This window comes from Vreelandella zhaodongensis, assembly GCF_013415115.1.
Classification (GTDB): Bacteria; Pseudomonadota; Gammaproteobacteria; order Pseudomonadales; family Halomonadaceae; genus Vreelandella; species Vreelandella zhaodongensis.
In genome coordinates, this window is the sequence record NZ_JACCDD010000011.1 from 16274 (window position 1) to 42504 (window position 26231).

Sequence of the window (26231 nt, forward strand, 5' to 3'; positions counted from 1 at the left end):
TATGCTGGGCTAATTATTCTACAGCAATTTTGTTTTCTAACAGGACAATGCATGACCAAGGCCTTAAGCAAAACCAAATCAAGCTTCTATCGTCGCCTGTATGTGGCGCATTTAATTGCCCAGGGCGTGGCGAGTGTGCCTGCGATAATCGAGGCCACTGGCATGCCTCGCCGTACAGCCCAGGACACAATCACCTCGCTTGCGGAGATGGATATCGAGTGCGTATTCGAGAAAAGCGAAGGCGAACGCCACAATATCGGCCACTATACGATTAAGCACTGGGGTGCTGTTGACCGCCATTGGGTGGCCGATAACGCGGAGCGTTTGAGGCAGGCGCTGGGCTATCGCTAAATTCATCGGTTTCCGCCCAGGCCAGCCTTGCTGCGTTGAGCGTAACGCTGAGTGAACTGGCTGCCATTGCCAGCACAGCCACCAGTGGCGGTATCGCCATCGCCACCACCAGCCCTAACGCCAAGGTGTTATAGATCGCTGAAAACGCAAGATTTTGCATCATGACGCGGCGCGTACGCCGAGCGATTGCCAACAGCAGAACAACGCCCCCCACCCCAGGCGTTAACAGCTGAGCGGAAGCGCCTTCACGGGCAGCGTCGCTGGCCTGCATCGGGGCAATACCCGCACCCGCAGCGGCCAAACAGAGCGTATCGTTAATGCCATCCCCCACATAGAGCGTGGGGGATGGCAACGCGCCGAGCAGCCTCGCTTTCGCCTCAGGCGAACGCTGGGCATAGCACGCCTGTTTCGGCAAGCCCACTTGCTGGCCAAGCCAACTTACGGGGCCCTGACGGTCACCACTGATCATCGCCAGCCCATAACCCAACATTTGTAGCTGCTGAATGGTCGCTTGGGCATCGGCTACCGGCTGGTCTGCTAGATAAAACGTGGCAAGCCAACCCCGGCTATCGGCCACCACGACGTGCGAAGCGAAACGGTAGGCGGGATCTTGAGCGCTATCAGGCAGTGTTAGGCCCTGCTGTTCAGGGCGTTTTTCGAGCTGCTGTATAACCCAATCAGCACTGCCCAGCCACCACTGCTTGCCATCGGCAAAAACGATGCATTGCCCAGCCCCAGGGTACTCAATCACTTGCCGGAACGTATAATCAGGCTGATTCGCGCAGCCCTTCCCCCAACCCATCAGAGCGTTGGCTAGCGGGTGTTCACTATTGCGAACGGCTGCGAAGAGCTGACGCTTAAAAACGTCAGCATCCGTGTGGCGACGCAGACAAGCGTGCAGCACACGATGCTGACCACTGGTTAACGTGCCGGTTTTATCAAAGGCAATGGCACGTACGTTGGCAAGCGTTTCCAGAGCGGCAGGATCACGCAGGGCAACGCCTTGTTGCATAGCCTGGCCGCTACCCGCAAGACTTGCCAGCGGCACCGCCAATCCGACAGCGCAAGGGCAGGCCACCACCAACACCGAAAGTGCACGCACAGCAGCCTCTTCCCAACCTAACCCAACCAGCATCGCGGCAGGCAGCGTCAGCAACGCCAATAGCAATGCAGTAGGGCTTAGCCATGCCGCAAACCGGTCGGCCAATTTGTGTAACTCGCCCTTTTTCGCCTGAGCGCGACGCATCTGCTCGCACAATTTATCCACTCGGCGTTGCCCAACAGTGGCGGTTACCGTCACTCTTATTGGCCGTGCATTGATACCTGCCGCATAACGACAGCCTGCATAAACTCGCTGTCCTGGGTTCATAAAGCGCGGTACGCTCTCACCGGTTAACGTAGCGGTATCCATCCACCCTGACGTCTCCAGTGTGCCATCTAACGCGATACGCTCACCGGGAGCCACTTCAATTTGAGCGTGCAAGGCCACCTCCTCGGCAGGCAGCGTTATGCGCTGATCGCGCTGCCATACGGACACCCTCATGCTAGGCAGCGCCAACCCTTCGAAAGCTTTTAACCCCCGCTGTCTGCATAGGGTTTCCACCAGCCGCCCGACGAGCAAAAGCACAATCAGCATCACCGCGGTATCAAAATACACCTCCACCGAGCCACGCCACAAAAGCCCTACCGATACCAGCATCGCCCCCGCTACACCTAAGCTTACCAGCACATCCATACCGGGGCGCTTAGCCTGCAGCGTGCGCCACCCTGCTCGATAGAAAGGGAGTCCTGCATAGAACACCACGGGTAGCGCAAATGCACCAGAGATCCATGCCATCACACTTTCTAGCTGCGTAGTAGGTAGCGCGCCAGCGTAAATAAGCAGCGATGCCAGCATCGTCCACATGCCGAACACTGCGCCAACAATGAGACGAAGCACCAGATAGCGGCTCTCTTTTTCAAGGCGAGCATGGGCATCTTGAACACCTTCAAGCGCCGTTAACCGATAGCCAATTCGCCTGATGCTGGGCGCCAATGCAGCCAGCTGGATGGCCTTAGGGGTGCCTTTGACCCATACCGTCGCCGTTGGATAGTGAACGCTCGCCTCAACGACGCCAGGTAGGCGCTTCAGCGTGCCTTCCACAGCCAACGCACAGCTGGTACACCACATGCCGTGCAGGCTATAAAGCGGTGCCTCTACCGGTTCTTTATTCTGGCGCTGATGTTCTTCATCAACCATCGCTTGTCAACCGTGTTACAGGCAAGGTGGCACACCAATAATGGGCAGTGCCACAAACACGACGCTGAAGGCAGAGAACAGATACAAACCCGCCGATACCACGGCATTGAATCGATCTCGCCCCTGGTGCTGTTTCGCCACCACATAACACCCCCAGGTCAGCAACAGCAGCAAGCCGGTAGTCACGATGCTGACTATCAGCAGCCCGCCGTTCAGCAACGTAAAAACGCCTTGCTCAGGGGCAGGGGCAAAGGCTTCACAAGCCACCGCGTGCCCACCATAAACAGCAATAAACCAAATGCACCACAGTGTGAGACCCACCACAAAGTGCAGTGGATGTGTTAAATGCAGGCGTTTCAGCATGGCGTCCATGGTGATTACCCTCCTACTACGCGAGGCAGTATGGCGATCGAGCCCACTAATACCAAGAAGGTCACCACGTTATAGCGCCAAAGCTGAGTAACAACCGCTGGCTCGAAAGGCGCATGGGTACCCACATAGCCATAGCCCACGCGTAAGCCTTGCATCAGCGTAAGAACAACGGCCAACCCCCCATGAAATAGCACATATATCAACCCTACCAGTAACACCGCATCATGACTGGTTTGGGTCGGTGACAGGTTGGCGCTATATAGTACCCACGCCGTTAAAGCGACTTGTACAGCCCCCAGCGTGCCAGCCAGATACAAGCCTACCCTCAATCGATCATCACACTGATGGCGCAGCCCTCTGACCAGTTTTTCCATCACCACAGCGCCCGCCGCTATCGCGATGCCAGCAGCGGCCAGCAGAGGTAGCGAGAGCGGCGATGTGTCTGGCATGCGCCACTCCGGAGACACCGTCCAAAGATAAAACCAGCCAAATAGGTAAGATAGAAAAAATGAGCCGTTGGCCAGCAAGAACACCGCCATTGCCCACAGCCCTGGGCCATCCATGGTACGCGAATGAAGTGGCGGGTCACCTGGGGCAACAGCAGCCTCCGGTGCTGCGATAGGATGAGCGCCGTTTTCCCACGACCAGCGCAGTAAAAACACGCCAGCAATCAGTACAAAAATGCCTGCCAGCGCATACACGCGTACTAGCAAGCTAATACAAACCACTGCCAACGCTGCTGCCGCCAGTAGTGGCCACCAGGAGTTGCCTGGCAGATGAATAATTTCCCGTACTTTGCCGGTGATCGGGTCGGTGCCCCACATTTCCCGCCGACCATGAACCGGTACCGCTAACCCATGCTTTCCTTCCGCCATTGTGTAGGGCAGCTTGGGGTCGTCCCAGAGCGGGTGGCGAGTTTCGACGTTAGGCAGGCTGATAAAATTATAGGCGCTGGGAGGCATGCTATTAGCCCACTCTAACGTGTCAGCGTTCCAAGGATTATGTTTCGCGGGTTTGCCGAAGCGAAAGTGCAACGCTATATCTAGCAGCACCATGGCGATACCTGCTGACAAAACAAAACTACTCACTGATGAGAGCAAGTTATAGATCTCCCACCCTGAGCCAGCCTCGTAGGTATAAACTCGGCGAGGCATACCTAAAAGGCCCGTCCAGTGCATGATCAGGAACGTACCGTTGAAGCCTAAAAAGGTCAGCCAGAAGCCCCAGCGGCCAAGGTTTTCTGATGGCATCCGTCCCGAAAATAGCGGCAGCCAATAATAAAGCCCGGCGATAAGCGGGAAAAACATGCCGCCCACCAGTACATAGTGCATGTGAGCCACCACAAAATGGGTATCGTGCACCTGCCAGTTAAACGGCACCAGCGCCAGCATCACTCCTGTTAAGCCACCGCAAACAAAGATAATCAAAAAGCCCATCACCCAAAGCATCGGCAGCTTCATTTTGGGTTTTCCCAGCCATAGCGTGGCTAACCATACAAACACTTGGATAGCAGTGGGCACGGCTACCAACATGCTCGCTGCTGAGAAAAATGCCTGTGCTAGCTGTGGAATGCCCACCGTGAACATGTGGTGAACCCATAACCCAAAGCTAATAAACCCAGTCACGATAATCGCAAAAACGACCCAGCCGTAACCGACAATGGGCCGCCCAGCAAATACCGGTATTAACGTAGAGACAATACCTGCCGCGGGCAGGAAAATGATGTAAACCTCGGGGTGACCAAACAGCCAGAATAGGTGCTGCCAAAGGATAGGGTCACCGCCACCTGCGATTTCAAAAAACGGCATTCCCACTGCGCGCTCCAGCTCAAGCAGTACGCTAGCTAAAATTAGCGGGGGAAAGCCGATCACAATCATCAGCGCCATGGCCAGAATGTACCAAGCAAACAGCGGCATTTTATGCAGTGCCATGCCCTGTGTCCGGGTGCGCAAAATCGACACTACCAACTCAACACCCGCCGAAACCGCCGAGATTTCCACAAAGGTGATGCCTAACAACCAGAAGTCCGAGCCAAGACCCGGTGCATATTCACTGCTGCTCAACGGGGTGTACATAAACCAGCCGCTTGAGGGAGCCATTTCAATAATCAGGCTGAACGTTAAAATAATGCCGCCAAACAGGTAGCAGAAATAACCCAACGAGGTTAACCGTGGGCACACCAAGTCACGGGCACCAATCATTTTGGGTATTAAGTAAATTGCCAGCCCTTCAAGCATGGGAATGGCAAATAAAAACATCATCACCGTGCCGTGCATGGTGGTGACCTGGTTGTAGATATCCGGTGACATAAAGTCTTGATCAGGCATCGCCAACTGGGTGCGCACCAGCATCGCGAGAATGCCGCCGATCAAGAAAAACACCATACCAGTGACCATAAAACGTAGGCCAAGGGTGGTGTGGTTGACGATAGTTAAGGCTTTAATTCCCTTTGGATTTCCCCAAATATCATGCAGTTCTTCGTGCAACTGCTGAGGATCATGTTCGACCGCTTCTTGATTCACGCTTTTCATGGGGTCAAGGTCTCCAGCCAAGCACCCAGGGCATCCAAGGTGTCCATTTCAAGGTCATCATGGGCAGGCATTTTATTGCCAGGCTTAAGCGATTGATGATGCTTGAGCCAACGGCTAACGGCACCCTCCTCCATGGCGATAACCCCCGCGCCTAACGTGGCGCGACTGCCAATATCCGACAAATCCGGCCCTATCGTGCCGCTACTAACGCCTGCCACCCGATGGCAGCTGGCGCAGTGGTTTAGAAACGCCTCGCGCGCGTCATCATGAGCGGTATCCGCGGTGGCCGCCTCACTAAGTTGCTCATCTTGTCGGCTAGCCAGCCATGTATCGAACTCCTCGCGAGGCATCGCTTCAACATAGAGATGCATATTGGCATGCCCCACACCGCACAGCTCTGCGCACTGGGCACCAAATACCGCCGGTATATCTGCTTCCAGGCGAATCTTGTTGACCCGCCCTGGAATCATATCGATTTTGCCCCCTAGGCGCGGAATCCAGAAGCCATGGATAACATCAGCTCCGCTCACATGAAAATCTACCGGCTCTCCTACCGGCATCACTAAGTGATTGGCGGTCACTACGACGTTGTTGCCTTCCTGGTCGCTCCCCTGTGCCTGCAGATAGCGCACTTCAAACCACCACTGGTGGCCAATCACTTCGATGACGTCTGGTGGATCACTTATAGGCAGCGGCAGCATACGTTGGCCAGCGGGAACCCCAAATGCTAACAGCGCGGTAATACTGGCGACCGGTAATATAATGCCCCCTCCTACAATCCAGCGGCGGGCAATGCGGCGCTCCTGTGCAGGGGTGCGAACAACGTCCCTAGGCTTAAAGGCGTAAAGCCAACAAGCCGTTACCCCGATCAGCACTACCGTGCCAAAACCGAGCATCACCCACCAGATGAAGCGCACATCTCGCGCAGCCTGGCCGGCAGGGTCTAAGATAGACTTATCGCCTGCACACCCCGCCAATGTCACCAACATCGCAAGCCATATGGCAAACAGTACGCGGTTGACCCATCGACGCGATGGGCGTTGAATGGCGAGGATGCACCTAGCGCAATTGCGTTCACTCATTAGCGGCTTCCCTAAGTTGCTATTTCCATGGATCTGTCCACAGGAAGTGACCATGACACAAACGCCCCAACGTTCGATTAAGAGCCGCGCTTCGCTGGCGGGACATCCGCTGCACCCAGTGATGATTCACTTTCCTGTCGCCGCCTTGATGGCACTGGTAGCCAGTGATCTGGCCTATTGGTATACCCACGACCCTTTTTGGCTGCGTAGCGGGCTGTGGCTGGCGGGTGTGGGTGCTTTTGGCGGCTGGATTGCCTCGATTGCCGGCATCATTGATTTGGTTACGGTGCCTAGGATTCGCCGTTTGATTACCGGCTGGAGCCACGCCATTGTGGCCGTTGTGATGCTCTCGCTGGCGTCGCTGAACTGGCTGCTTCGCTTCAATGAGCCGAGCGCTGTACTGCCTTGGGGAATTGCTATATCGCTGGTCACTGGGGGTCTGATCGCCTTGACGGGATGGCTCGGCGGACAGCTGGTTTACGAACACGCTGTTGGTGTGGACGTCGATTAAGCGCTTCTTCTGCACGACTGGACGCTTCATCATCACTTAGCTCCAGTTCAGCGGTTTAGCGAGCACAACCCCTAATACGCCTAACATACCTGCCAGCGCTAATAACAGCGCAAGCAGCGTAGCGGTCTTAACGCCGCTACTGATCCCCATCTCCAGGCGTAAAATTAACCAACCGAAACAGCCGTGGGCAGCCACCATCAGCACCACCGCCCCCAACTTCAGGATTAACCACCCACCAAGAAGGCCATGCAGTAGAAACAGTAACGTGCCGGACGCGATAGCGACCAGCGCCGCTGGCGTTGCAATAGAGTTGTAGAAAAACCGCGGCATCGGCGGTGCACTTTGGGCAAACCCAGCATCTTTGCGCAGCTGGAGCGCATGCAGAAGCAGTGCCGGTAAATAAAGAAGAGCTCCGCACCAGATGACCAGCGCGGCAATGTGAAGCAGTTTAAGCCATGGCATCGAGGCTTCCTTGCGTTGCGAAGGCAGAGTGGGATTTGTCCCTAATAACCTTAGTCAACCGATGCCAGTCTGGCTAGGTGATATGCCCAGAATCACGCAATAGAAATTTCGTAACCTGTGAATTTACGTAGATTAATCACGCCACTGTCGAACATAAGGTACTGCCCCTTAACACCTTGAAGCACGCCCTCTACCAGTGACTGCTTATCAAAATTATGCGAGACCACTTTGCGGGGAAATGTGAGCACGGGGTAGTGAAAGTCCAGCGGTTTTTCATCCAGCGTACGAATCGCATCCGCACCGTGCAGGTCGCGCAGCTGCCCTAGGCCGTCAGCTAGTAAATCGAATAACCGATCACGCTCAGCGACTAAATCGAGGGGCTCGACATCGCCCTTTAGCATGGCACGCCAGTTAGTGCGGTCAGCCACCTGCTCTTTGAACAGCATTTCGACAAACCCTGACTGCTGACGGGTGTTGACTTCAAGAACCGGCAGCGCCTGAATAGCCCCCTGGTCTAACCAGCGAGTCGGCATTTGGGTCTTGCGGGTAATGCCCACTTTCAACCCTGATGAGTTAGCCAAGTAGACAATATGCGGCTGAAAACAGTGCTTTTCACCCCACTCAGGCTCACGACAGGTACCCTGGTGATAGTGGCAGGTTTCCGGTTTCATAATGCACGTATCGCACTGAGCTAGACGCTTGAAACAGGGATAGCAGTGGCCCTGGGCAAAGCTTTTTTTGGTGGCTCGCCCACAATGGGTACAGGCAATCGCACCACTCCACGCAAGACGTAGATGTTCGCCAATACGCTCGTTAAGCGGCATACGGTGATCACCTGCCCGCAGGTGGTAGACCACGTTGTCATCCTGACGACTGGGCATAGCGGCCGCCATTTTTTGCAAACAGCCATTGACCGAGGATGGTGCTGGAACAAATACGTCGTTAGTCACGCGTCGCATCCCGGGCGAGGCCCGCCATTTCAGGAGAAACACCCGCGCCGGTGGCACCTGCGCCACAGGTACGCCGCTCTAGGTAGCCTACGCGGTTCTCTTCGGGCACGCTGTTTTCCACCTCATAGCGGATCACCGCTTCTAGGCAGAGTTCAGTCTGCTCCTCTGTCAAACGACGCCCATCAGGCCATTTACGCAGTGATACCGCTTGCTTAAGGCTTTCATAAATAGCAGGCGTCATCTGGTTGATCATTTTTTCGAAGGTCATATCGCTCATGGTCAGCACCTTTAGTGTTTGCTTCGTTTGGAGGAATAATACCAGCCTGTGACCAACCCCACGAGTAACCCACCGAGGTGCGCTTCGTTAGCCACGTTGCCAAAGCCTACACTGCCCGCCATATCAGTCATGGTAAACACCATCCACCCGAGCATGAAGACAACTAACATTTGGGGCACAAAAAAACCGCTCCCCGGGGCGCGGCGAGACATCAGCCAAACATGAGCCAGTAAGGCATACACAACACCAGACATGCCGCCAAATAGCACGGTGCCGGTGACATACTGCGCAATATTTGCCCCAACACCTGCGACTATCAGCAGGAGCAACATAGTACGGCTGCCCTGCAGAAACTCAACTTGACGGCCGAAGTACCACACCCACATTAGATTAAAGATCAAATGCATCCAGCCGAAATGTAAAAATGCAGGCGACAGTAGCCTCCATACCTGGCCTGACATAACGCTATCCATAAGACTGCCATACACTAACTGGCCACCAGAAATACCTACCGGCACAATCGTCAATGCGACAATAAGTTGATCGCCAAATACCCCTGTTAAAGCAAAAATGACCAAGCTAAGACCAATCATCAATGCTGTTACTGGCACCTCACGTAGCTTTGTCACGATACTCTGGGCGGCTGATGAGCGGCTAACGTGAGCGGTATTCATCGTCAGGGGTTCGCCCCGCTCCCAGCGGCTAACCAACGCTTTCAACTCGTCAACTTGGCGCGGGTCGGCTACCCACAGCAGTTGGCCGTCGGCTTCATCCGTAATGCGGTGACCAATGCGGTAGTGCCATAACGCCTTGCGCAGCTCTTGTGTGTCTGCGCCCGTGGGTAAGAGCATTACTGGATGCATGGCATCTTCCTTTTAACCAATAAGGTTTTAGCGCGACTGAACGCCACATGGCCAACGGATAAACGAAAAAAATCCGGCGGAGGGGGCCGCCGGATAAAAGCAAGGGATCATTCAAGGGAACACTTACTCTGATAACCGGCGGCAGGGTTAGTTCAGCAGTTTTGAAAAAAATATGTAACCATATGTAAGCAATAAATAAGGGAGTTAATCAAAGTCTATTTCCCAAGGCTTTGGCAATGCACGCTCCTCTTTTGGCACTTTTATCCAAACAAAGTGATCGGCATTTAAATGCGTTTCCCCACTCCAGCGATACGCGACCAACCGGCCAAATTTCACTGCACTGTAATCTAAGCAGGCAATATTAAGCGCCGGCAATGCTGGTATGCCCTCACACCAGTAGTGACCAATAAATAGCGGGGGCTGATCAGGGCCATAGTAACTAAGCCGCTGCCGCTCAGTGTCGGTAAGCATTCTCGTCTCTAGGTCACCGGGCAGGTTGTCAGGCTGGAAGACGACATCTCCCCACTGCTGCGGATTCGCAGACCAAAAATGGGCACGAAAGCTTTGCCTGGTAAAACCATCGCCAGAGTGAATTGCCACGCCGCTAGGCAGCGGTATATTAGGGCCACGGGTTAGTCGGTCAAGAATACGAAATGCTTGGCTTGAAGGATCGGTTGACTCAACCAGAAAACGACTGTCCATTCGAGCGTCTGGCGCGCGCAACTTTAGTTCTTGAATTAACACCTCATCCCAACAGGCATGCACCACACGTATACCGTCCAGCTCTAGGAATAGTGGAATGGTCTTAAACCAAGCCAGAGTATCTTCCCATTCGTTGGTGTAATCACGGTATTGAGCCAGCGTATCTTCAATAATACGGTTATGCCGCGGGGTATGCTCACGCAGCCAACGCTTGTTGCTACCTGGCGGCGCCGGGTGCGTGTAGGCCAACGCATTATACTCATGGTTCCCCATGACGATATGGGCTTCGCCCTCTTCGACCATTCGGCGAGCAATAGTCACCGCAAGGCGGATACGCGGCCCGCGATCAATCAGGTCGCCTAAAAAAATCACCTTTCGCCGAGAGTGTCGATATACCCCACCCCGCTGGTGATAACCAAGCTTTTCTAGCAGCGCCGCCAACGTGGCACCGCAGCCGTGGATATCGCCGATTAAATCATAGCCCTCCATGTTAATCCCCTAGCCGATGGCCCCAACCGAGTTTGCTTCGCAGTACTTCATAAAAATTATGCCCAATGGGGTGAACCAACTGCACGCGCTCTGGCTTGCGCTTAATCACCAACACATCGTCCGGCTTGGCCACCGCGCGGGTTTGACCATCACAACTAATATGGGGGTACGTCTGGTTGGTTTCACCAATATGGATACGAATTTCACTAGCCGCATCGATCACAATAGGGCGGCTGGAGAGTGTATGGGGAAACATTGGCACGAGCGTCACCACATCTAGCTTAGGGTGCATAATCGGCCCGCCGCCGGAAAGCGCATAAGCTGTAGAGCCCGTAGGGGTGGCAATAATCAGTCCGTCGCTGCGCTGGCTATAAACGAACTGCCCATCAATAAACAGTTCAAACTCAATCATGCGTACCGCTTTTCCAGGGTGCACAACCACTTCATTGAGCGCATCACCGCTACCTACGGCCACACCATTGCGGTAAAGCACAGCATCTAAGAGAAAACGCTCCTCTACCTCGAACGCGCCTGCTAATACTTCGCCAACGCGGACTTCTAACTCAACAGGGGAAATATCCGTCAAAAAACCTAAACGACCACGGTTGACACCTAAGATCAACGTGCCGCTGCTGCATAGCGTGCGCGCTGCACCTAGCAAACTACCGTCCCCTCCCACCACAATAACAAGATCACACAACTCGCCAAGCATTCGGCGACTTGCCTCAGGCTGACCATGATCCGGTAGTACTGTTGCGGTTCGATCCTCAACAAGCACTTTATAGCCGTGCTCAACAAGATAGCTGACTAACCGCTTGAGCGAATCAACCACTTTGTCACTGCCTAAACGGCCAATTAAGCCTATTGTTTTGAAAGGCGTGGTTTTAAAAGATTGCGCACGCTTGGCTTGGCTTACAGGCAATGAACCTGATGATGGGGTGTTAGACATGGATGGCTCTCGCTAGCATCAACCCCATATTATGGAGAGTATGGTGGTGTCGAGCAAATAACCCAGCGTAACGCAGAACCACTAGCTACCCTGGGCAAAACAATGGCTTAAATTAATTAAGCTGATATAGCACTGCGGCGTTGCAACCACCAGTGGTTTAACCACAGCGATGCCGCCATGATGGCTGCGCCCAGGATCAGCTTACCCATGTCAGCGTCGCGGTTCCAAATCACTAAATTGACCACCAGACCTGCAGGAACCAAGGCATTATTCATTATTGCCAATGTGCCAGCATCTACTTTGGTGGCGCCCTGGTTCCAAGCAAAATAGCCAATACCGGAAGCTATCAAGCCAAGCCAAGCTAACACGCTCCACTGCATGGACGTACTGGGTAACGCCGACATATTGCCAAACAGCAGAAAGGCGGGAAGTGCGACAACCATTGCGCCAATAAAGAACCAGCCAAACACGTTATGCCATGCCAGTGTAGGTGGCAGATCGGCCGCCAAGCGGCGGTAACCTACTTGGCCGATAGCAAAGCACAGGTTAGCTCCTTGTACCACCAAAAAGCCTAGCCAAAAGCCGCTATCAATACCGTCGTAACGTATCACCCCCGCTCCAAGTACCGCGAGCACTGCTGTGACTAGGTAGATAGGCGTGAAACGCTTAAACATAAGGTCGTCTAACAGAGCGATATAGACCGGCGTGAAGATGGTGAAAAGTAGTACTTCAGGAACCGACAACAGCAAAAATGATTGATAGAAAAAGGTGTACATAACACCTAACTGCACTGCGCCAAGTGCCATTAGCGCTAAACGCTGCCGACCACGTAACAAGCTTGGGCGTAAAAACGGCAAAAAGACCAGCATAGCAAGCGTTACACGGACTAACACGGCAAAGTAACTATCTACCTGCCCAGCCAAATACACGCCAATCAAAGAGAATGAGAACGCCCACAACGCCGTCACACTTACAAGATAACCCATCCGTAAACCCCATCAAAAAGCATAAGTTGACTGAGATTATACGCGCTTAATAGCACCTGCCAATGGGCCAACTACGTTATGCACGACCTAGCGCTTGTTTAGCCATAAAAACGCGTACAGCACACCGGGCACCCACCCCAATAGCGTGAGCACGATACTAATGACTAAACGTTTCGTCCCACCATCCGTAAGCCCTACTGCCAAAGGTGGCAACAGAACGGCTAGCGCGCGATAGGCCAGCCCCAGCGCTGCTGGCTCTAACGCGGAGCCTGACGCTTGGTGTGGCGACGCCTTTTGAAGAGATTGTGATGTCTCTTCATCAGACGATGCCGATACCTGCCTGGGAGGGATAAAATACTCTACAGCTGCCTGAGCTTGCTCAGCCTGCTCTTTTTCTTTGGCAAGCGCTTTACGGTGGGCATCTTTATCGATTTTTTGCTCTAAGGTATCAGCACCTTCTGCAAGATCATCGTGGTGACGCTCCCAATCTTCCCAGTCATGGGGCGTGCCCGACTTTGGGCGCTGATGACCCGAACCACGCGCACGCTCCCAAGCTTTTTCCTCCAGGGTATTCGGCCGATCAGGATCTGAATCTAAGCCAACGCCTTTACGGTTAAGGTATTCACGCGCGTCCATAAAGACTCCTTGAGCGTTTGAAAGAGAAGTAAAACGTTGAATGTCATAGATATGAGGGGTAGTACAGAGCTCGTTAAATCTCCTACAGTAAGGTAATCGGCGATAAAGTGTCGATCTACGTTTCCCTTTAGCCACTGCACACGCTGAGTCAAGGAGTGCTCCAATGAATAAAAAGATTCCGGATACTGTACGCGATATTATGTCCCGCGACTGTTACCGCGTGTCTGGGGATACCTCTATTACCACCTTAGCCCAAGGTTTAGCACTTCACCGCTTGCCGGGTGCTCCCGTGGTAGATGCATCCGACCGGTTAGTCGGCTTTATTTCCGAGCAAGATGTTCTGGGGCGTGTATTAGACAGCATTTATCACGATGATGAAGCCCCTCTGGTGCGCGAATTAATGCGTCAAGATGTGCTAACGACAACGCCAAATAAAAGCATTACCGACCTAGCACAAGAGATGTTAGGCCCGAAACCTAAGATTTTTCCCGTCGTTGAGCAGCAAAAACTGGTTGGCATCGTCACACGCCGCGATATTTTGATTGCTTTGCTAACTATTCGCCGCCACTGACGGCCAGTTACGGGCTGATAGGATTAGCCGTTTGCAGCAAAAGTGTCTTGACTAGTAACCAAAAAAAACCGCTGCTTTAAAGCAGCGGAAGCAAAGGATCGAAAACAATAGGCTGTACAACACGTTTACGACTGCTATCGCGATGTTGCCTGTGCATACTCTGACACTCTGCACAGGAAAAGTTCGCAAAATGGCAAAATTTTCGTCTTTGGTGGAGCAAGCGTATAATAATTTGTTAACGCCACACCCACTCATATACTGACCCTGCAGGGAGCTTTGTATGGCGCTGTACTTTCTAGTGTTTGGCGTCTGTTTATTGATAATAGGTGCCGTGGTGCTGATATTGATGACAGTGGGCACCCCCCGTTACCGCACGGAACCTAGCGACCTGCTCACTTTGTTTGACAAGGCACTGGAAAGCAATATCAGCGAAACCGAATGGAATACGACCATTGGTTACCCCATTCGTCATGATGACTATTTAGACAGCGTGCGCCGCCGCGCAGCGCGATTAATGGAAACCCACGGGCGTCGGTGGCAGATTGCTCAGGGTAAACCGCTACTTAACCAGGAGGGTTACGAAGAGTTAAAAGCATTACGTGATCATCTAGCAGCACATACAGCGCTTCAACAGCGCTGACAGGCCAGCAGTGCCGAGGAGAACTCCATGCCGAGCACCATTCGTCAAATACCTTTAGAAAGTGCCACACAGCACCACTCTCACGACTTTCATCAAATTGTGATTACGCTATGTGGTTCGTCTGAGTTTGAGATCGAAGGCCTCGGCGGCAGAGTAAATGCGTTTTCAGGTTGTATCGTCCCTGCCAATCATGAACATTTTTATTCAGGTAACGGGCACAACCGCCAGCTGATTCTCGACCTGCCTGAAGATGCCCCAGCACTGACCGGCGAACACCGTGAACTGGTCGCCCTGTTTGATGCACCGCGTTTTTTTGCGCTTGACAGCCCGTTGCGTCACTACCTTGCATTTGTAGAAAGCGAACTCGTCCAAGGATTTGACACGTCTGCTATGTCTTTTCAACAAGACCGCTTGGCAGCCACCTTGCTGGGGTCATTAAAAGCTCGCCTAGGCGCAACCGAAAGCGCTGCTCAACGGCGTCTTAACCTGGATCAGATTGACCGTTTTATCCGCCGTCATCTAGCTGATGAGCTCAGGGTAGCTGATCTAGCCAAACTGGCCTGCCTAAGTGAAGCTCACTTCTCCGAACGGTTTCGCGTTCAAACCGGCCTTTCTCCCTGGCAGTATGTACGTCGCCAGCGCCTACATGCAGCCCGCCAGCTTATACAGCAAAGCCGTTTGCCATTAACTGATATTGCCATTCAAACGGGCTTTGCAAATCAAAGTGCACTTTCTCATGCTTTCCGCCGCAGCTATGGGCTATCGCCCCGGCAGTTACGACAAAGTGGAGCAAGTTCCTCTATCGACTCGCCCGCTCGTTCAACGTCAAATTTATCGACGTCGGCTGCTCCAGTAGAGCCTAGCGCCCTCTCTCCTAGATAACTGTTAAGCATCTTTTACAACCTCAGTGGGTATGCCTCAGTCCCTGTTGGCAGGCTCTTAAAAACTCAACTAAAGTATTAAAAATCGTTCCTTACCGCGAAATTGACACGTTTTGCCATGGAAACGACATACACCTAGCAGCTGCTCACACTACATTCGAACGCTAGCTTGGGCACTATGCCCAGACATTTTTTATTTCGGTTATTTGCTTCAGCTTTTCGATTCTGTTCAGACTCACGGGTGCCTCAATGCTCAATGCCAAGAAAATGCGTGACCCAGCCATCTGGCAAACTGATCTTGATACGCTTATGCAGCGTATTAGTGATCACTATCTTGTCGATGAAGATACCTTTGTCAGTGAGCTCATTAAGGTTCTCGATGCTGACAGTGACGATTTCGCGCGCATTGAATCGAACACAGCGGCGCTAGTGCGTGATGTCCGTAAAATGGATACTGCTGTCGATACAATCGATGAGCTACTGCAGCAGTACAGCCTGGACACCCATGAAGGCTTAATGCTGATGTGTTTAGCAGAAGCCATGCTACGCATACCAGATAAAGCCACCGCCGATGCACTGATTGAAGACAGACTTGGCCCCGCAGACTGGCAGTCCCACCTAGGTAAAAGCGAATCATGGATGGTGAACGCTTCCACTTGGGGCCTATTGATGACTGGGCACGTGCTGAAGCTCGATCACCCAAAAGAGGGCCAGCCTGCCCACTTCATTAATCGCATGGTTAATAAAGTAGGTGAGCCGGTTATTCGTCGCGCCATGATGGAAGCGATGAAAATCATGGGCAAACAGTTCGTTTTGGGACGCGATATTAATGAAGCGCTAAAGCGCTCTAAACCGCTCTTCAATAAAGGCTACACCTACTCCTACGATATGCTGGGCGAGGCAGCGCGCACCCGTGCTGACGCTAAGCGCTACTATGATGACTACGCACGCGCCATCGAGCAGGTCGGCAAGGCCTGCAAATCACTGGGTGATAAAACCCCTGCGCCTTCGGTCTCCATTAAGTTGTCGGCCCTTCATCCACGCTATGAGTTTGGTCGCCGCGAGCAGGTACTTGCCGAGCTAGTTGACACGGTCATTAAGTTAGTCACTAAAGCCCGTGAGCTTGACGTGGCTGTGACGATCGATGCTGAAGAAGTTGATCGCCTAGAGCTGTCACTCGACGTTTTCCGCGCGATATATCAAAGCAACGCGGTGAAAGGATGGGGACACTTTGGTCTTGTCGTTCAGGCATATTCAAAGCGCGCCTTGCCGGTACTCCACTTCATTAACCGCCTGGCCGAACAGCAAGGCGACGAAATTCCTCTGCGTTTGGTGAAAGGTGCTTATTGGGATAGCGAAATCAAGGAGTCACAACAGCTTGGGGTCGATGGCTACCCAGTATTTACTCGTAAAGCGTGTACGGACGTGGCCTACTTGGCGTGCGCGCAGTTCCTGCTATCCCACAATACCCGTGGCCGTATTTTTCCCCAATTTGCGACGCACAATGCTCACACAGTCACGACCATTCTTGAACTCGCCAACCACGATAGCCGCCCCTTCGAATTCCAGCGCTTACACGGCATGGGTGAAGCCCTTTACGACGCGGCTCTAGAGCGCGCGCCTAAAGGAACTTACTGCCGAATTTATGCCCCGGTTGGTGCCCATAAAGATCTACTGCCCTACTTAGTACGTCGCCTGCTTGAAAATGGTGCTAACTCCTCTTTCGTTCACCAAATTGTCGACCCAGACGTCCCTGTAGAATCATTGTGCCAACACCCCATTGAAACGCTCCGTCAGCATAAAACGTTCGCTAATAAGCGCATTCCGCTGCCAAAAGATATCTATGGGCCAAAACGCCGCAACTCTCGCGGCGTCAATCTTAATATTCGTAGCCACTTCGACCCGTTAATGGAGAAAATGCGGTCGTTTATGGATAAGCAGTACCCAGCGAAGCCGCTGCTGGCCTTTGATGTTGCGGACGATGCCGCGAACACTCACAAAGTAACCTCGCCTTTTGATCGCCGCAAAACCGTGGGCAGCGTTCAGTGGACCAGCAAGGATCAAGCCGCCAAAGCACTCGATGCAGCTTGGCAAGCGTTCCCACGCTGGGAAACGACCCCGGTTACCGAGCGCGCTGATATCCTACGCCGCTTGGCCGATTTGATGGAAGAGCACATGCCAGAGCTAATGACGCTCTGTTCACGTGAAGGCGGCAAACTGCTCACCGACGGTGTTGATGAAATCAAAGAAGCGGTCGATTTCTGCCGCTACTATGCCATGCGCGCTGAAGAAGCCTTTGGTGAGCCGATTGAACTGCCTGGCCCTACTGGTGAATCCAACCGCTTGATGATGGGTGGTAAAGGCGTATTTGCAGCTATCAGCCCCTGGAACTTCCCAGTAGCTATTTTCTGCGGCCAAATTGTTGCTGCTGCCGTTGCTGGCAACACCGTACTTGCCAAACCCGCTGAACAAACCTCGATTGTTGCCCACCGCGTTATTGAACTGCTTTACGAAGCAGGCATGCCACGTGATGTGGTTCAGTTGCTGCCTGGTGACGGCCCCACAGTAGGTAGTGTCTTAACCTCTGACCCTCGCATTACGGGCGTGGTGTTTACCGGCGGCACGGATACGGCGCAGATAATCAACCGTGCTCTCGCCGCTCGGGAAAATGCACCGCTGCCGACACTGATTGCCGAAACAGGCGGCATGAATGCCATGATTGTTGACTCTACCGCGCTACCGGAGCAGGTAGTTGTGGATGTAATTCAGTCCGCCTTCCAAAGTGCCGGTCAGCGCTGCTCCGCGCTACGGGTGCTTTATCTACAAGACGATGTTGCTGACCGCGTCATTGAAATTCTCAAAGGCGCCATGAACGAGTTACGAATTGGTGACCCGCGCGATTTAGGCACCGACGTGGGCCCGGTCATTGATGAAGACGCGCGTCAAGGTTTAATGGCGCATATCGAAAAACTCAAGGGCGAAAACCGTTTAGTCGCAGAAACACCGATGGCGGCTGAACACACCCAACATGGCACCTTCGTTGCGCCCACCGCCTTTATCATCGACAGCATTGACTCACTTACCCGAGAGCAGTTTGGCCCCATACTGCACATTGTGCGTTATAAAGCTCGCGACCTCGACCGCGTTATCTGTGACATTAATGGTCGCGGGTACGGCCTTACTTTTGGGGTACACAGCCGCAACGAATCATTTGCTGCTGAAATAGCGCAGAAAATGCGCGTAGGCAACGTGTATATCAACCGCAACATCATCGGTGCGGTGGTTGGCGTTCAGCCATTCGGCGGACAGGGTCTGTCAGGTACCGGCCCCAAAGCAGGTGGCCCGCACTACCTACAGCGTTTTGTGACTGAAAAAACGATTACCAACAACACCGCCGCTTTAGGTGGCAACGCGTCGCTGTTGGCGCTAGGCGATGAGTGAATAGCTCATCAAAACTAATAACCTGAACTCCTGAAAAGGAACCGTCTCATGGTTGACAATAATAGAGTGACTGCCTTTACGTTCACGGCCTATCCAGGCCGTAAGCTGGGCACAGGGAACTTTGCAAAACGTGACCACAGCCTAACTGACAACCTCCCTAGCGGGTGCTCGCTAGTGTCAGTAACGTGAATAAAAGGGGTTAACAAAAAATACAACCGTGCCATTGCTGAGCTTTTTTCGGTAAGCGCACAAAACCTGTCGGCGCTAGGATTGTACGAAAAGTCAGCCTACACAGGCATTTTTCGCACATAGCCTAGCTCCGTTCTGACGAAATGGAGAAGTTTCATGGCTGCTGGTGTTTGGATTAGTTTATTTGGTTATTTTGCGCTGATGATCGCCATAGGCGTTTACGCAATGCGCAAGTCGACGTCTTCATCCGAAGATTACATGCTTGGTGGTCGTACCCTGAGCCCAAAAGTAGCGGCGCTATCAGCAGGCGCTTCTGATATGAGTGGCTGGTTGCTCTTAGGGCTACCTGGTGCCATGTTTGTTTCGGGCCTAGGCTCCGCCTGGATTGGTATAGGCTTATTGGTAGGGGCGTTTTTCAACTGGCTGTTGGTCGCTCCACGCCTGCGTGAACAGACCATTCATTATGGTAACGCCATTACCATCCCAGCCTTTCTAGCGAATCGCTTTCCAACACGCGCACTTTCTCTGCGCACTGTCTCGGCTATCGTGATCGTTATCTTTTTCGCAGTATATACAGCGTCAGGTTTAGTAGCGGGCGGCAAGCTTTTTGAAAGCGCGTTTAGCGGTATTTATAACTTTGGCGATATGAGTAATTACGGCATGGGTGTGATGATCACGCTAGGTGTCGTACTTATTTATACGGTAGTTGGCGGTTTTCTAGCCGTGAGCATGACGGACTTTGTCCAGGGCTGCATCATGATGTTTGCTCTAATCATCATGCCTGCAGTGGTACTGTTTGGTGAAGGTGGCGGCGGTTTCTCTCAAGCGTCTCAAACCCTAAATGAGGTCGATCCCACGCTGTTATCCTGGACGTCGGGGCTAACCTTCATCGGCTGGCTGTCTGCGGTTACCTGGGGGCTGGGCTACTTTGGTCAACCACATATCATTGTGCGCTTCATGGCTATCCGGTCACAGCAAGATGTTCCTGTTGCCCGTAACATTGGTATGGGCTGGATGCTAATCTCACTGATTGGTGCCGTTTCTTTGGGCATCTTTGGTCGAGCTTATGCAATTCGTAATGGTTTGGATGTTCAGGATCCAGAAACAATCTTCATCATCCTAGCGGATCTGCTGTTCCATCCACTAATTACCGGTTTCCTCTATGCGGCTCTGCTAGCAGCTGTCATGAGTACTATCTCTAGCCAACTTCTAGTGTCGTCCTCATCGTTGACCGAAGACTTCTATCGCCTATTCCTGCATAAGAAAGCGACCGAACAACAGTGTGTGGCCGTAGGCCGGGTCTGCGTGGTGCTAGTTGGCATTGCTGCCGCCATTATTGCGTCTGATGAAGACTCACAGGTTCTGGGGTTAGTCAGTAACGCCTGGGCAGGCTTCGGTGCGGCGTTTGGCCCGCTGATTATTCTGTCGCTGATGTGGCCACGTACAAATGGTAATGGCGCCATCGCGGGCATGGTAGTGGGCGCTGCGACGGTCATGATCTGGATTACACTGGGCTGGAACGGAGAATTTATGGGCGGTCCTGGTATCTACGAGATCATTCCCGGCTTCATCGCCTCCTTCATCGCCATCATGGTGGTGAGCAACGCGACTGCCGATTCTGGTGAATATCAACACATCACTCGCTAACACCGTGCATTAAAGCCACCGAGAGGGCTCCCGAGGGAGCCCTTATGCATACGATATGTAGAAAAACCTGACCAACAGTGAAACGGCGTAATCGTTCACTTTGCTATTCACTCTATCACCCACTATGTCACCCACTATTCATCGCCCATGGCAACAGGCCACCTCAGAATGTGGCCATTCAAGACCATGGAAAGACGACATCCCAGTCGACGCATCAACGCTACGTGTCGACTCGCAAGGAGAGACCCTCTATGAACGACGCCAACCTTCCTTCGAACAGCGACGTGAGTGATCTACGCTCGCGCATCCGCACCAACTATGACGCCGATGAAGCAACGGTGCTGCAGGAGCTTGTTGAGCGTATCAAGCTATCCGAAGATGACCGCCGAAAGGTGGCTGCCGTTGGCGCTCACTACGTGGAGCGCGTCCGCAAGGAAAGGTCGCCCTCGATGATGGAGGCGTTCTTGGCCGAGTACGGGCTCTCGACCACCGAGGGCGTCGGCCTGATGTGTCTAGCAGAAGCCCTGCTCCGTGTGCCAGATGCGGAAACCATCGACGACCTGATCCACGATAAAATTGAGCCGTCCGACTGGGGTGCACACCTGGGCAAATCATCCTCCTCGATGGTCAACGCCTCGACCTGGGCGTTATTGCTTACCGGCAAGGTGCTGGAAGATGATCCTAAGGGCCCAACGCGGGCACTACGCGGCCTAGTACGACGTATGGGCGAGCCAGTGGTGCGTAAAGCGGTTGGCCAGTCGATGAAGATTCTCGGCCGCCAATTTGTGCTAGGTCAGACCATAGAAGAGGGTATGAAGAACGCCCGCGAACTGGAGAAACAGGGCTATACCTACTCCTACGACATGCTGGGCGAAGCGGCGCGGACAGACGAAGATGCCATCCGTTATCACGAAGCTTATGCCAAGGCGATCGCCGCAATCGCCGAGCAGTCCAAGGGTGATGTGCGCGGAAGCCCCGGCATCTCAGTGAAACTTTCGGCCCTGCACCCGCGTTATGAGTACACCCACCGTGACACGGTGATGGCAGAACTCGTGCCGCGCGCGTTGGAACTAGTGCAGCAAGCGGCTAAGGCCAATATCGGCTTCAATATCGACGCTGAAGAGCAAGACCGGTTAGACCTGTCTCTCGACGTGATTGAGGCACTCATGGCCGACCCAAGTCTGGATGGATGGGACGGTTTCGGGGTCGTTGTGCAAGCCTACGGGCGCCGTGCCGCGCCGGTAATCGAAACACTCTACGCGCTTGCCAAGCGGTTCAACCGTAAGATCATGGTGCGTCTGGTCAAGGGTGCCTACTGGGATACCGAGATCAAGCTGTCCCAGGAGATGGGCGTCAAAACCTTTCCGGTCTTCACCCGCAAGGTCAACACCGATGTTAGTTACATGGCCTGCGCCCAGATGCTACTCGACCGACGCGACCGCATCTACCCGCAGTTCGCCACTCATAACGCCCACACCTGTGCCGCCGTGGTGGCCATGGCGGGCGACGATAAGGATAGCTACGAGTTTCAGCGCCTGCACGGTATGGGGGAATCGCTGCACCACATCGTCAAGCAAGCAGAAGGCACACACTGCCGTATCTACGCCCCTGTCGGCGCGCACCGCGACCTGCTGGCCTATTTGGTACGCCGCCTGCTGGAGAACGGTGCAAACTCCTCGTTCGTCAATCAGGTAGTAGACAGTTCGATTCCTCCGAGCGAGGTATCGAAGGATCCGGTAGACGGTTTTAAGCAGCTTGGCGACGCCACCTCAAGCCCACTGATTCGTCAGCCCGGCGAGTTGTTCGCACCTGACCGCATGAACTCCAAAGGCTACCGGATCAACGAACCCGCCTCGGTTCTTCCGCTGCTTGACGCGCGTGAAACCTTCGCCGACAAGACCTGGACGGCAGGCCCCATGCTAGCTGGAAACCCGGCCCCTCAGGGTCCGGCTCGCGATGCGGTCTCCCCCGCCGACGACTCGCGCGTAATCGGCAAAGTGTATGAGGCCACCGCTGAAGAGGTAGCTTTCGCGCTCGACGCTGCCGAGGAAGGCTTCCGCGAGTGGTCAGCGCGTCCCGTGGCCCAGCGTGCCGAGGTGCTGCGTCGTACCGCCGATCTCTTTGAGGAGCACATTGCCGAGCTGACCGTGATTACCACCCGTGAAGCCGGCAAGATGATGTTCGATGGTATCGCCGAAGTGCGCGAAGCGGTGGACTTCCTGCGTTACTACGCTAATCAAGGCGAGCGCCTGGAAGCGGAAGAACCCGGCAGCGCCCGAGGTATCTTTGTCTGCATTAGCCCATGGAACTTCCCCCTGGCTATCACAACCGGACAGATCGCAGCTGCTTTGGTGGCAGGTAACGCCGTGCTTGCCAAGCCCGCCGAGCAGACGCCGCTGATCGCCGCCCGTGCCGTGGAGCTGATGCGTGAGGCTGGCCTGCCGGAAGCAGCACTTCAGTTGTTGCCGGGCGACGGACCGACGGTGGGCGGCCCGCTAACCAGCGACCCACGTATTGCAGGTGTCTGCTTCACCGGCTCGACCCCAGTGGCACAAATCATCCATAAGGCTCTGGCGAAAAACGCGGGCTCCGATGCTGTATTGATCGCCGAGACTGGCGGGCTCAACTCGATGATCGTGGACTCCACGGCACTGACCGAGCAGGCGGTACGCGACATCCTAATCTCCTCCTTCCAGTCAGCCGGTCAGCGCTGTTCGGCGCTGCGGATGCTGTATGTTCAGGAAGAGGCTCGCGATCGCTTGCTCAGTATGCTCTATGGCGCCATGGACGCACTCACCATTGGCGACCCCTGGAATACAGACACCGACGTCTCTCCGGTGATCGACGCCGACGCCCAGGCTGAGATAAGTGACTATGTGACCACGCATGAGAAGGCCGGCAAGGTGTTGAAGAAGCTGCCTGCCCCCGCCACTGGCACCTTCGTCACTCCAGCGGTGATCGAGGTTGGGGGCATTGAAGATCTTGAGCGTGAAATCTTCGGCCCAGTGCTACACGTGGCCACCTTCAAAGCGCGAGATATTGACAAAGTCGTCGACGCCATTAACAGCAAAGGTTATGGGCTGACCTTCGGCCTACATACCCGTATCGACGACCGCGTGCAGCAGATTGTCGAGCGCATCCATGTCGGTAACGTTTATGTCAATCGTAACCAGATCGGTGCTATCGTCGGCTCCCAGCCGTTCGGGGGCGAGGGCCTCTCAGGCACCGGCCCCAAGGCCGGCGGCCCCCTCTATGTCACTCGCTTCCGCCGCACTTCCGCCGCCGAGCACCACGAGAAGCCAGAGGGGAAAGCCGTGCCACTCAGCGATCTCCAAGCGGCTCTCGATGGGTTGGATTCTCGCAACTGGGCAGCCCGTCCCGATCGGGTTGAGGTGCTCCGTAAGTCGCTTTCCGGCAAGGGTGGCGTGGTTCGCAGGGCGCTAAATGAAACGGCGGCTCTCGACATGACGCCGCAGACCCTGCCTGGGCCCACAGGGGAAAGCAACCGCTTGGCGATGTATCCGAAGGGGGCGGTGCTCTGCCTCGGGCCAACCCTGGATATCGCCGCTGCCCAAGCAGTTCAGGCGCTTGGCGCAGGTTGTGCGGCAGTCGTGGTCGCGCCAGGTGCGGTTCAAGCGGTTCAGCCGCTGATTGACGCCGGAGCGCCGCTAGTTGGACTCGATGGAAGTGTCTCAGCCGAGACGCTAAGCGAGGTCAAAGGCATTGCAGCGGTAGCTGCGGCTGGCAAAAGTGACTGGACCTATGAACTGCGGAATGCACTTGCCAAGCGCGATGGCGCCATCGTACCGCTCGAGACCCAGACCATTTCGCCAGATCGCTACGTGGTAGAGCGCCACCTGTGCATCGACACAACAGCAGCAGGAGGCAACGCTAGTCTGCTGGCAACGGCTGAGTAGGTATACCAGCCTTGTCAACGCCTTATCTGCTCTCTTTCAAGGTAGATAAGGCAATGACCCCATGCTGTCAGGAGACGATCCATACGGAAGTCTCCTCAACAAGGGGACATAGAGACCTAGGCACTAGTAGCCTTTTTAATCGAGCCTATGAATTCGTAATGGGTGGATGTCCAAGATCCGGAAACGATCTTTATCACCGTAATTAATTGATCATTGAGGCCTTCCCACATGATGGGAAGGCCTTTTTCAGTTCAGGTAGCCACGTTTGATCCCATTAATTAACGGCGGAGCGCTACTCTTTGCCCTAGGTCAATAACCTGCCCTCTTCTAGCCGATACACTCTTCCCATGGTTCTCGACACACCCATCGACTTCTCGTTAACCCATTACTGAAACGACTTATTTTAACGGTTAGGAGCAACGCTATGCGCCATAATACTCTATCTACCTTGCTTGTCACTGGGCTTGCCGCGACCACGATGCTAGCAAGCAGCCAAGTGCTTGCTTACGGTGCCGGTGATTTCTTTACGCGTGTAGGTGTTGCAAAGGTAGAACCGAAAAGCAACAACGGCTCTCTGGCTGACGGCGCATTAGCTGTTGATGTTCAGGATAAAACCAACTTTGCTTTTACCCTGGGCTACCGCTTTCATGACAATATAGGCGTTGAACTACTAGCTGCCCTGCCCTTTAAGCACGATATTGCGCTAAATGGTGACAATGTAGCTTCTACCAAGCACCTGCCACCTACGCTAACGCTGCAGTATTACCCGCTGGGAGGCACAGAGGCACGGGTGCAGCCCTATGTTGGCGCAGGTATTAACTACACGCGCTTCTCTGATGAGAGCTTAGAGGGCGCTGAGTTGGATTTAGACAACTCTTGGGGCGCAGCGGCGCAAGTAGGCGTGGATCTGTTAATTGACGGTAATTGGGCGCTTAACGCCGCTGCTTGGTATATCGATATTGACACTGACGCAAAAGTTAACGGTGACCCCGTTGGCACCGTCAAAATTGATCCACTCGTCGTGATGGCCGGTATCAGCTACCGCTTCTAACGGCTGCTTTTTCACCCATACGCTAAGCAAAAATGCCCAAGGCTCATAAAGCCCTGGGCATTTTTATATGGCACATATCACTAACGGGTAGCGAGCAACAATGCTGGCCAAGTTCAGTTATCTGTAACGATCTGATCTATTTTTTCAACCGCACGCACGACCAATAGCTGATCACTGGCACGCACCTTTTCTTGCATTAAGTAAGCGGCCACTGCCGGTGCTACATCGCACTTGGCAGGCATAGCTGCTTGAGCATCAATCAGTGCATTCAATCGCGCGATAAAAACAAAGCGTATCCACTGAGGCAGCGACATAGTATCGATACAAAAGGGTTGCTGACTGGCAAATGCAGAGGCCTCGGGCGTTGGCATGCGCCATAAATTAGCGGCCTTCATAGTCGCTTCAAGCTCAAGAAGCGCAGTTTGAAGCTGTTGATAAACGCTCATAGACACCTTTTCACATATTTCAGTGGGCACCCATTATCCCAATACTGT

General features: G+C 53.8%; 22 protein-coding genes. 9 read left to right on the forward strand and 13 right to left on the reverse strand.

Annotated features, from left to right (window positions below; all coding sequences use genetic code 11):
* Positions 1-51 precede the first annotated feature (51 nt).
* The gene (locus HZS79_RS16150; RefSeq protein WP_179928372.1) at positions 52-351 is read left to right on the forward strand and encodes a winged helix-turn-helix domain-containing protein; all 300 of its coding nucleotides are present in this window, start codon (positions 52-54) and stop codon (positions 349-351) included.
* On the opposite strand, the gene HZS79_RS16155 is transcribed toward HZS79_RS16150, so the two are convergent.
* The 4 genes from HZS79_RS16155 to coxB are packed head-to-tail and all read right to left on the reverse strand — an operon-like array spanning position 272 to position 6575.
* Entirely contained in the window at positions 272-2590 is a 2319-nt protein-coding gene (locus HZS79_RS16155; protein WP_246311488.1) for a heavy metal translocating P-type ATPase, read from the reverse strand. The two genes, HZS79_RS16150 and HZS79_RS16155, sit on opposite strands and share 80 nt — an antisense overlap.
* A 15-nt stretch (positions 2591-2605) precedes the next feature.
* Positions 2606-2962 (reverse strand): hypothetical protein, encoded by a 357-nt coding sequence (locus HZS79_RS16160; protein ID WP_162219563.1) that lies wholly within the window; start codon positions 2960-2962, stop codon positions 2606-2608.
* A 5-nt stretch (positions 2963-2967) separates the two neighbouring features.
* Positions 2968-5493 (reverse strand): cytochrome c oxidase subunit I, encoded by a 2526-nt coding sequence (ctaD, locus tag HZS79_RS16165; protein ID WP_179928373.1) that lies wholly within the window; start codon positions 5491-5493, stop codon positions 2968-2970.
* Positions 5490-6575: a cytochrome c oxidase subunit II gene (gene coxB / locus HZS79_RS16170; protein ID WP_162219561.1), complete on the reverse strand. Its 1086-nt coding sequence runs from the start codon at positions 6573-6575 to the stop codon at positions 5490-5492. The genes ctaD and coxB overlap by 4 nt, the downstream gene beginning before the upstream one ends.
* A gap of 52 nt (positions 6576-6627) precedes the next feature.
* Here coxB and HZS79_RS16175 point away from each other — a divergent pair, with 52 nt between their 5' ends.
* A complete protein-coding gene (locus HZS79_RS16175; RefSeq protein WP_179928374.1) occupies positions 6628-7086 on the forward strand; it encodes a DUF2231 domain-containing protein in 459 nt (152 codons plus the stop codon).
* A gap of 36 nt (positions 7087-7122) precedes the next feature.
* On the opposite strand, the gene HZS79_RS16180 is transcribed toward HZS79_RS16175, so the two are convergent.
* The 8 genes from HZS79_RS16180 to HZS79_RS16215 form a co-directional block, all read right to left on the reverse strand.
* Positions 7123-7548: a HemJ family protein gene (locus HZS79_RS16180; RefSeq protein WP_162219559.1), complete on the reverse strand. Its 426-nt coding sequence runs from the start codon at positions 7546-7548 to the stop codon at positions 7123-7125.
* A 92-nt stretch (positions 7549-7640) separates the two neighbouring features.
* Entirely contained in the window at positions 7641-8507 is an 867-nt protein-coding gene (locus HZS79_RS16185; protein ID WP_371829578.1) for a DUF2797 domain-containing protein, read from the reverse strand.
* On the reverse strand, positions 8491-8775 hold the full coding sequence (locus HZS79_RS16190; protein WP_162219558.1) for a YeaC family protein: 285 nt from the start codon (positions 8773-8775) through the stop codon (positions 8491-8493). The genes HZS79_RS16185 and HZS79_RS16190 overlap by 17 nt, the downstream gene beginning before the upstream one ends.
* A gap of 11 nt (positions 8776-8786) precedes the next feature.
* Positions 8787-9638: a rhomboid family intramembrane serine protease gene (locus HZS79_RS16195; protein ID WP_162219557.1), complete on the reverse strand. Its 852-nt coding sequence runs from the start codon at positions 9636-9638 to the stop codon at positions 8787-8789.
* A gap of 204 nt (positions 9639-9842) precedes the next feature.
* Positions 9843-10829 carry a metallophosphoesterase gene (locus tag HZS79_RS16200; RefSeq protein WP_162219556.1) on the reverse strand — a complete coding sequence of 329 codons (987 nt, stop codon included), beginning with the start codon at positions 10827-10829 and terminating at the stop codon, positions 9843-9845.
* Between the two features lies 1 nt (position 10830).
* Complete coding sequence (locus tag HZS79_RS16205; RefSeq protein WP_162219555.1) at positions 10831-11778, reverse strand: NAD(+) kinase; 948 nt, start codon at positions 11776-11778, stop codon at positions 10831-10833.
* Between the two features lie 116 nt (positions 11779-11894).
* A complete protein-coding gene (locus tag HZS79_RS16210; protein WP_162219554.1) occupies positions 11895-12764 on the reverse strand; it encodes a carboxylate/amino acid/amine transporter in 870 nt (289 codons plus the stop codon).
* Positions 12765-12851: 87 nt separating this feature from the next.
* The gene (locus HZS79_RS16215) at positions 12852-13400 is read right to left on the reverse strand and encodes a YqaE/Pmp3 family membrane protein (RefSeq protein WP_179928375.1); all 549 of its coding nucleotides are present in this window, start codon (positions 13398-13400) and stop codon (positions 12852-12854) included.
* Between the two features lie 163 nt (positions 13401-13563).
* On the opposite strand from HZS79_RS16215, the gene HZS79_RS16220 reads away from it, so the two are divergent.
* The 7 genes from HZS79_RS16220 to HZS79_RS16250 all read left to right on the forward strand — a co-directional run bounded on the left by HZS79_RS16220 (position 13564) and on the right by HZS79_RS16250 (position 25737).
* Positions 13564-13971, forward strand: coding sequence for a CBS domain-containing protein (locus HZS79_RS16220; RefSeq protein WP_162219552.1), 408 nt, complete (start codon positions 13564-13566; stop codon positions 13969-13971).
* A gap of 280 nt (positions 13972-14251) precedes the next feature.
* The gene (locus tag HZS79_RS16225) at positions 14252-14611 is read left to right on the forward strand and encodes a hypothetical protein (protein WP_162219551.1); all 360 of its coding nucleotides are present in this window, start codon (positions 14252-14254) and stop codon (positions 14609-14611) included.
* A 27-nt stretch (positions 14612-14638) separates the two neighbouring features.
* Positions 14639-15493, forward strand: coding sequence for an AraC family transcriptional regulator (locus HZS79_RS16230; RefSeq protein WP_162219550.1), 855 nt, complete (start codon positions 14639-14641; stop codon positions 15491-15493).
* 248 nt (positions 15494-15741) lie between these two features.
* The gene (putA, locus tag HZS79_RS16235) at positions 15742-18933 is read left to right on the forward strand and encodes a bifunctional proline dehydrogenase/L-glutamate gamma-semialdehyde dehydrogenase PutA (RefSeq protein ID WP_179928376.1); all 3192 of its coding nucleotides are present in this window, start codon (positions 15742-15744) and stop codon (positions 18931-18933) included.
* Positions 18934-19278: 345 nt separating this feature from the next.
* Positions 19279-20769 carry a sodium/proline symporter PutP gene (gene putP, locus HZS79_RS16240; protein WP_162219548.1) on the forward strand — a complete coding sequence of 497 codons (1491 nt, stop codon included), beginning with the start codon at positions 19279-19281 and terminating at the stop codon, positions 20767-20769.
* Positions 20770-21020: 251 nt separating this feature from the next.
* Positions 21021-24686 (forward strand): bifunctional proline dehydrogenase/L-glutamate gamma-semialdehyde dehydrogenase PutA, encoded by a 3666-nt coding sequence (gene putA / locus HZS79_RS16245; protein WP_179928377.1) that lies wholly within the window; start codon positions 21021-21023, stop codon positions 24684-24686.
* 424 nt (positions 24687-25110) lie between these two features.
* Positions 25111-25737 carry an OmpW/AlkL family protein gene (locus HZS79_RS16250; RefSeq protein ID WP_162219546.1) on the forward strand — a complete coding sequence of 209 codons (627 nt, stop codon included), beginning with the start codon at positions 25111-25113 and terminating at the stop codon, positions 25735-25737.
* Positions 25738-25850: 113 nt separating this feature from the next.
* On the opposite strand, the gene HZS79_RS16255 is transcribed toward HZS79_RS16250, so the two are convergent.
* Entirely contained in the window at positions 25851-26183 is a 333-nt protein-coding gene (locus HZS79_RS16255) for a YqcC family protein (RefSeq protein WP_162219545.1), read from the reverse strand.
* Positions 26184-26231: the final 48 nt, after the last annotated feature.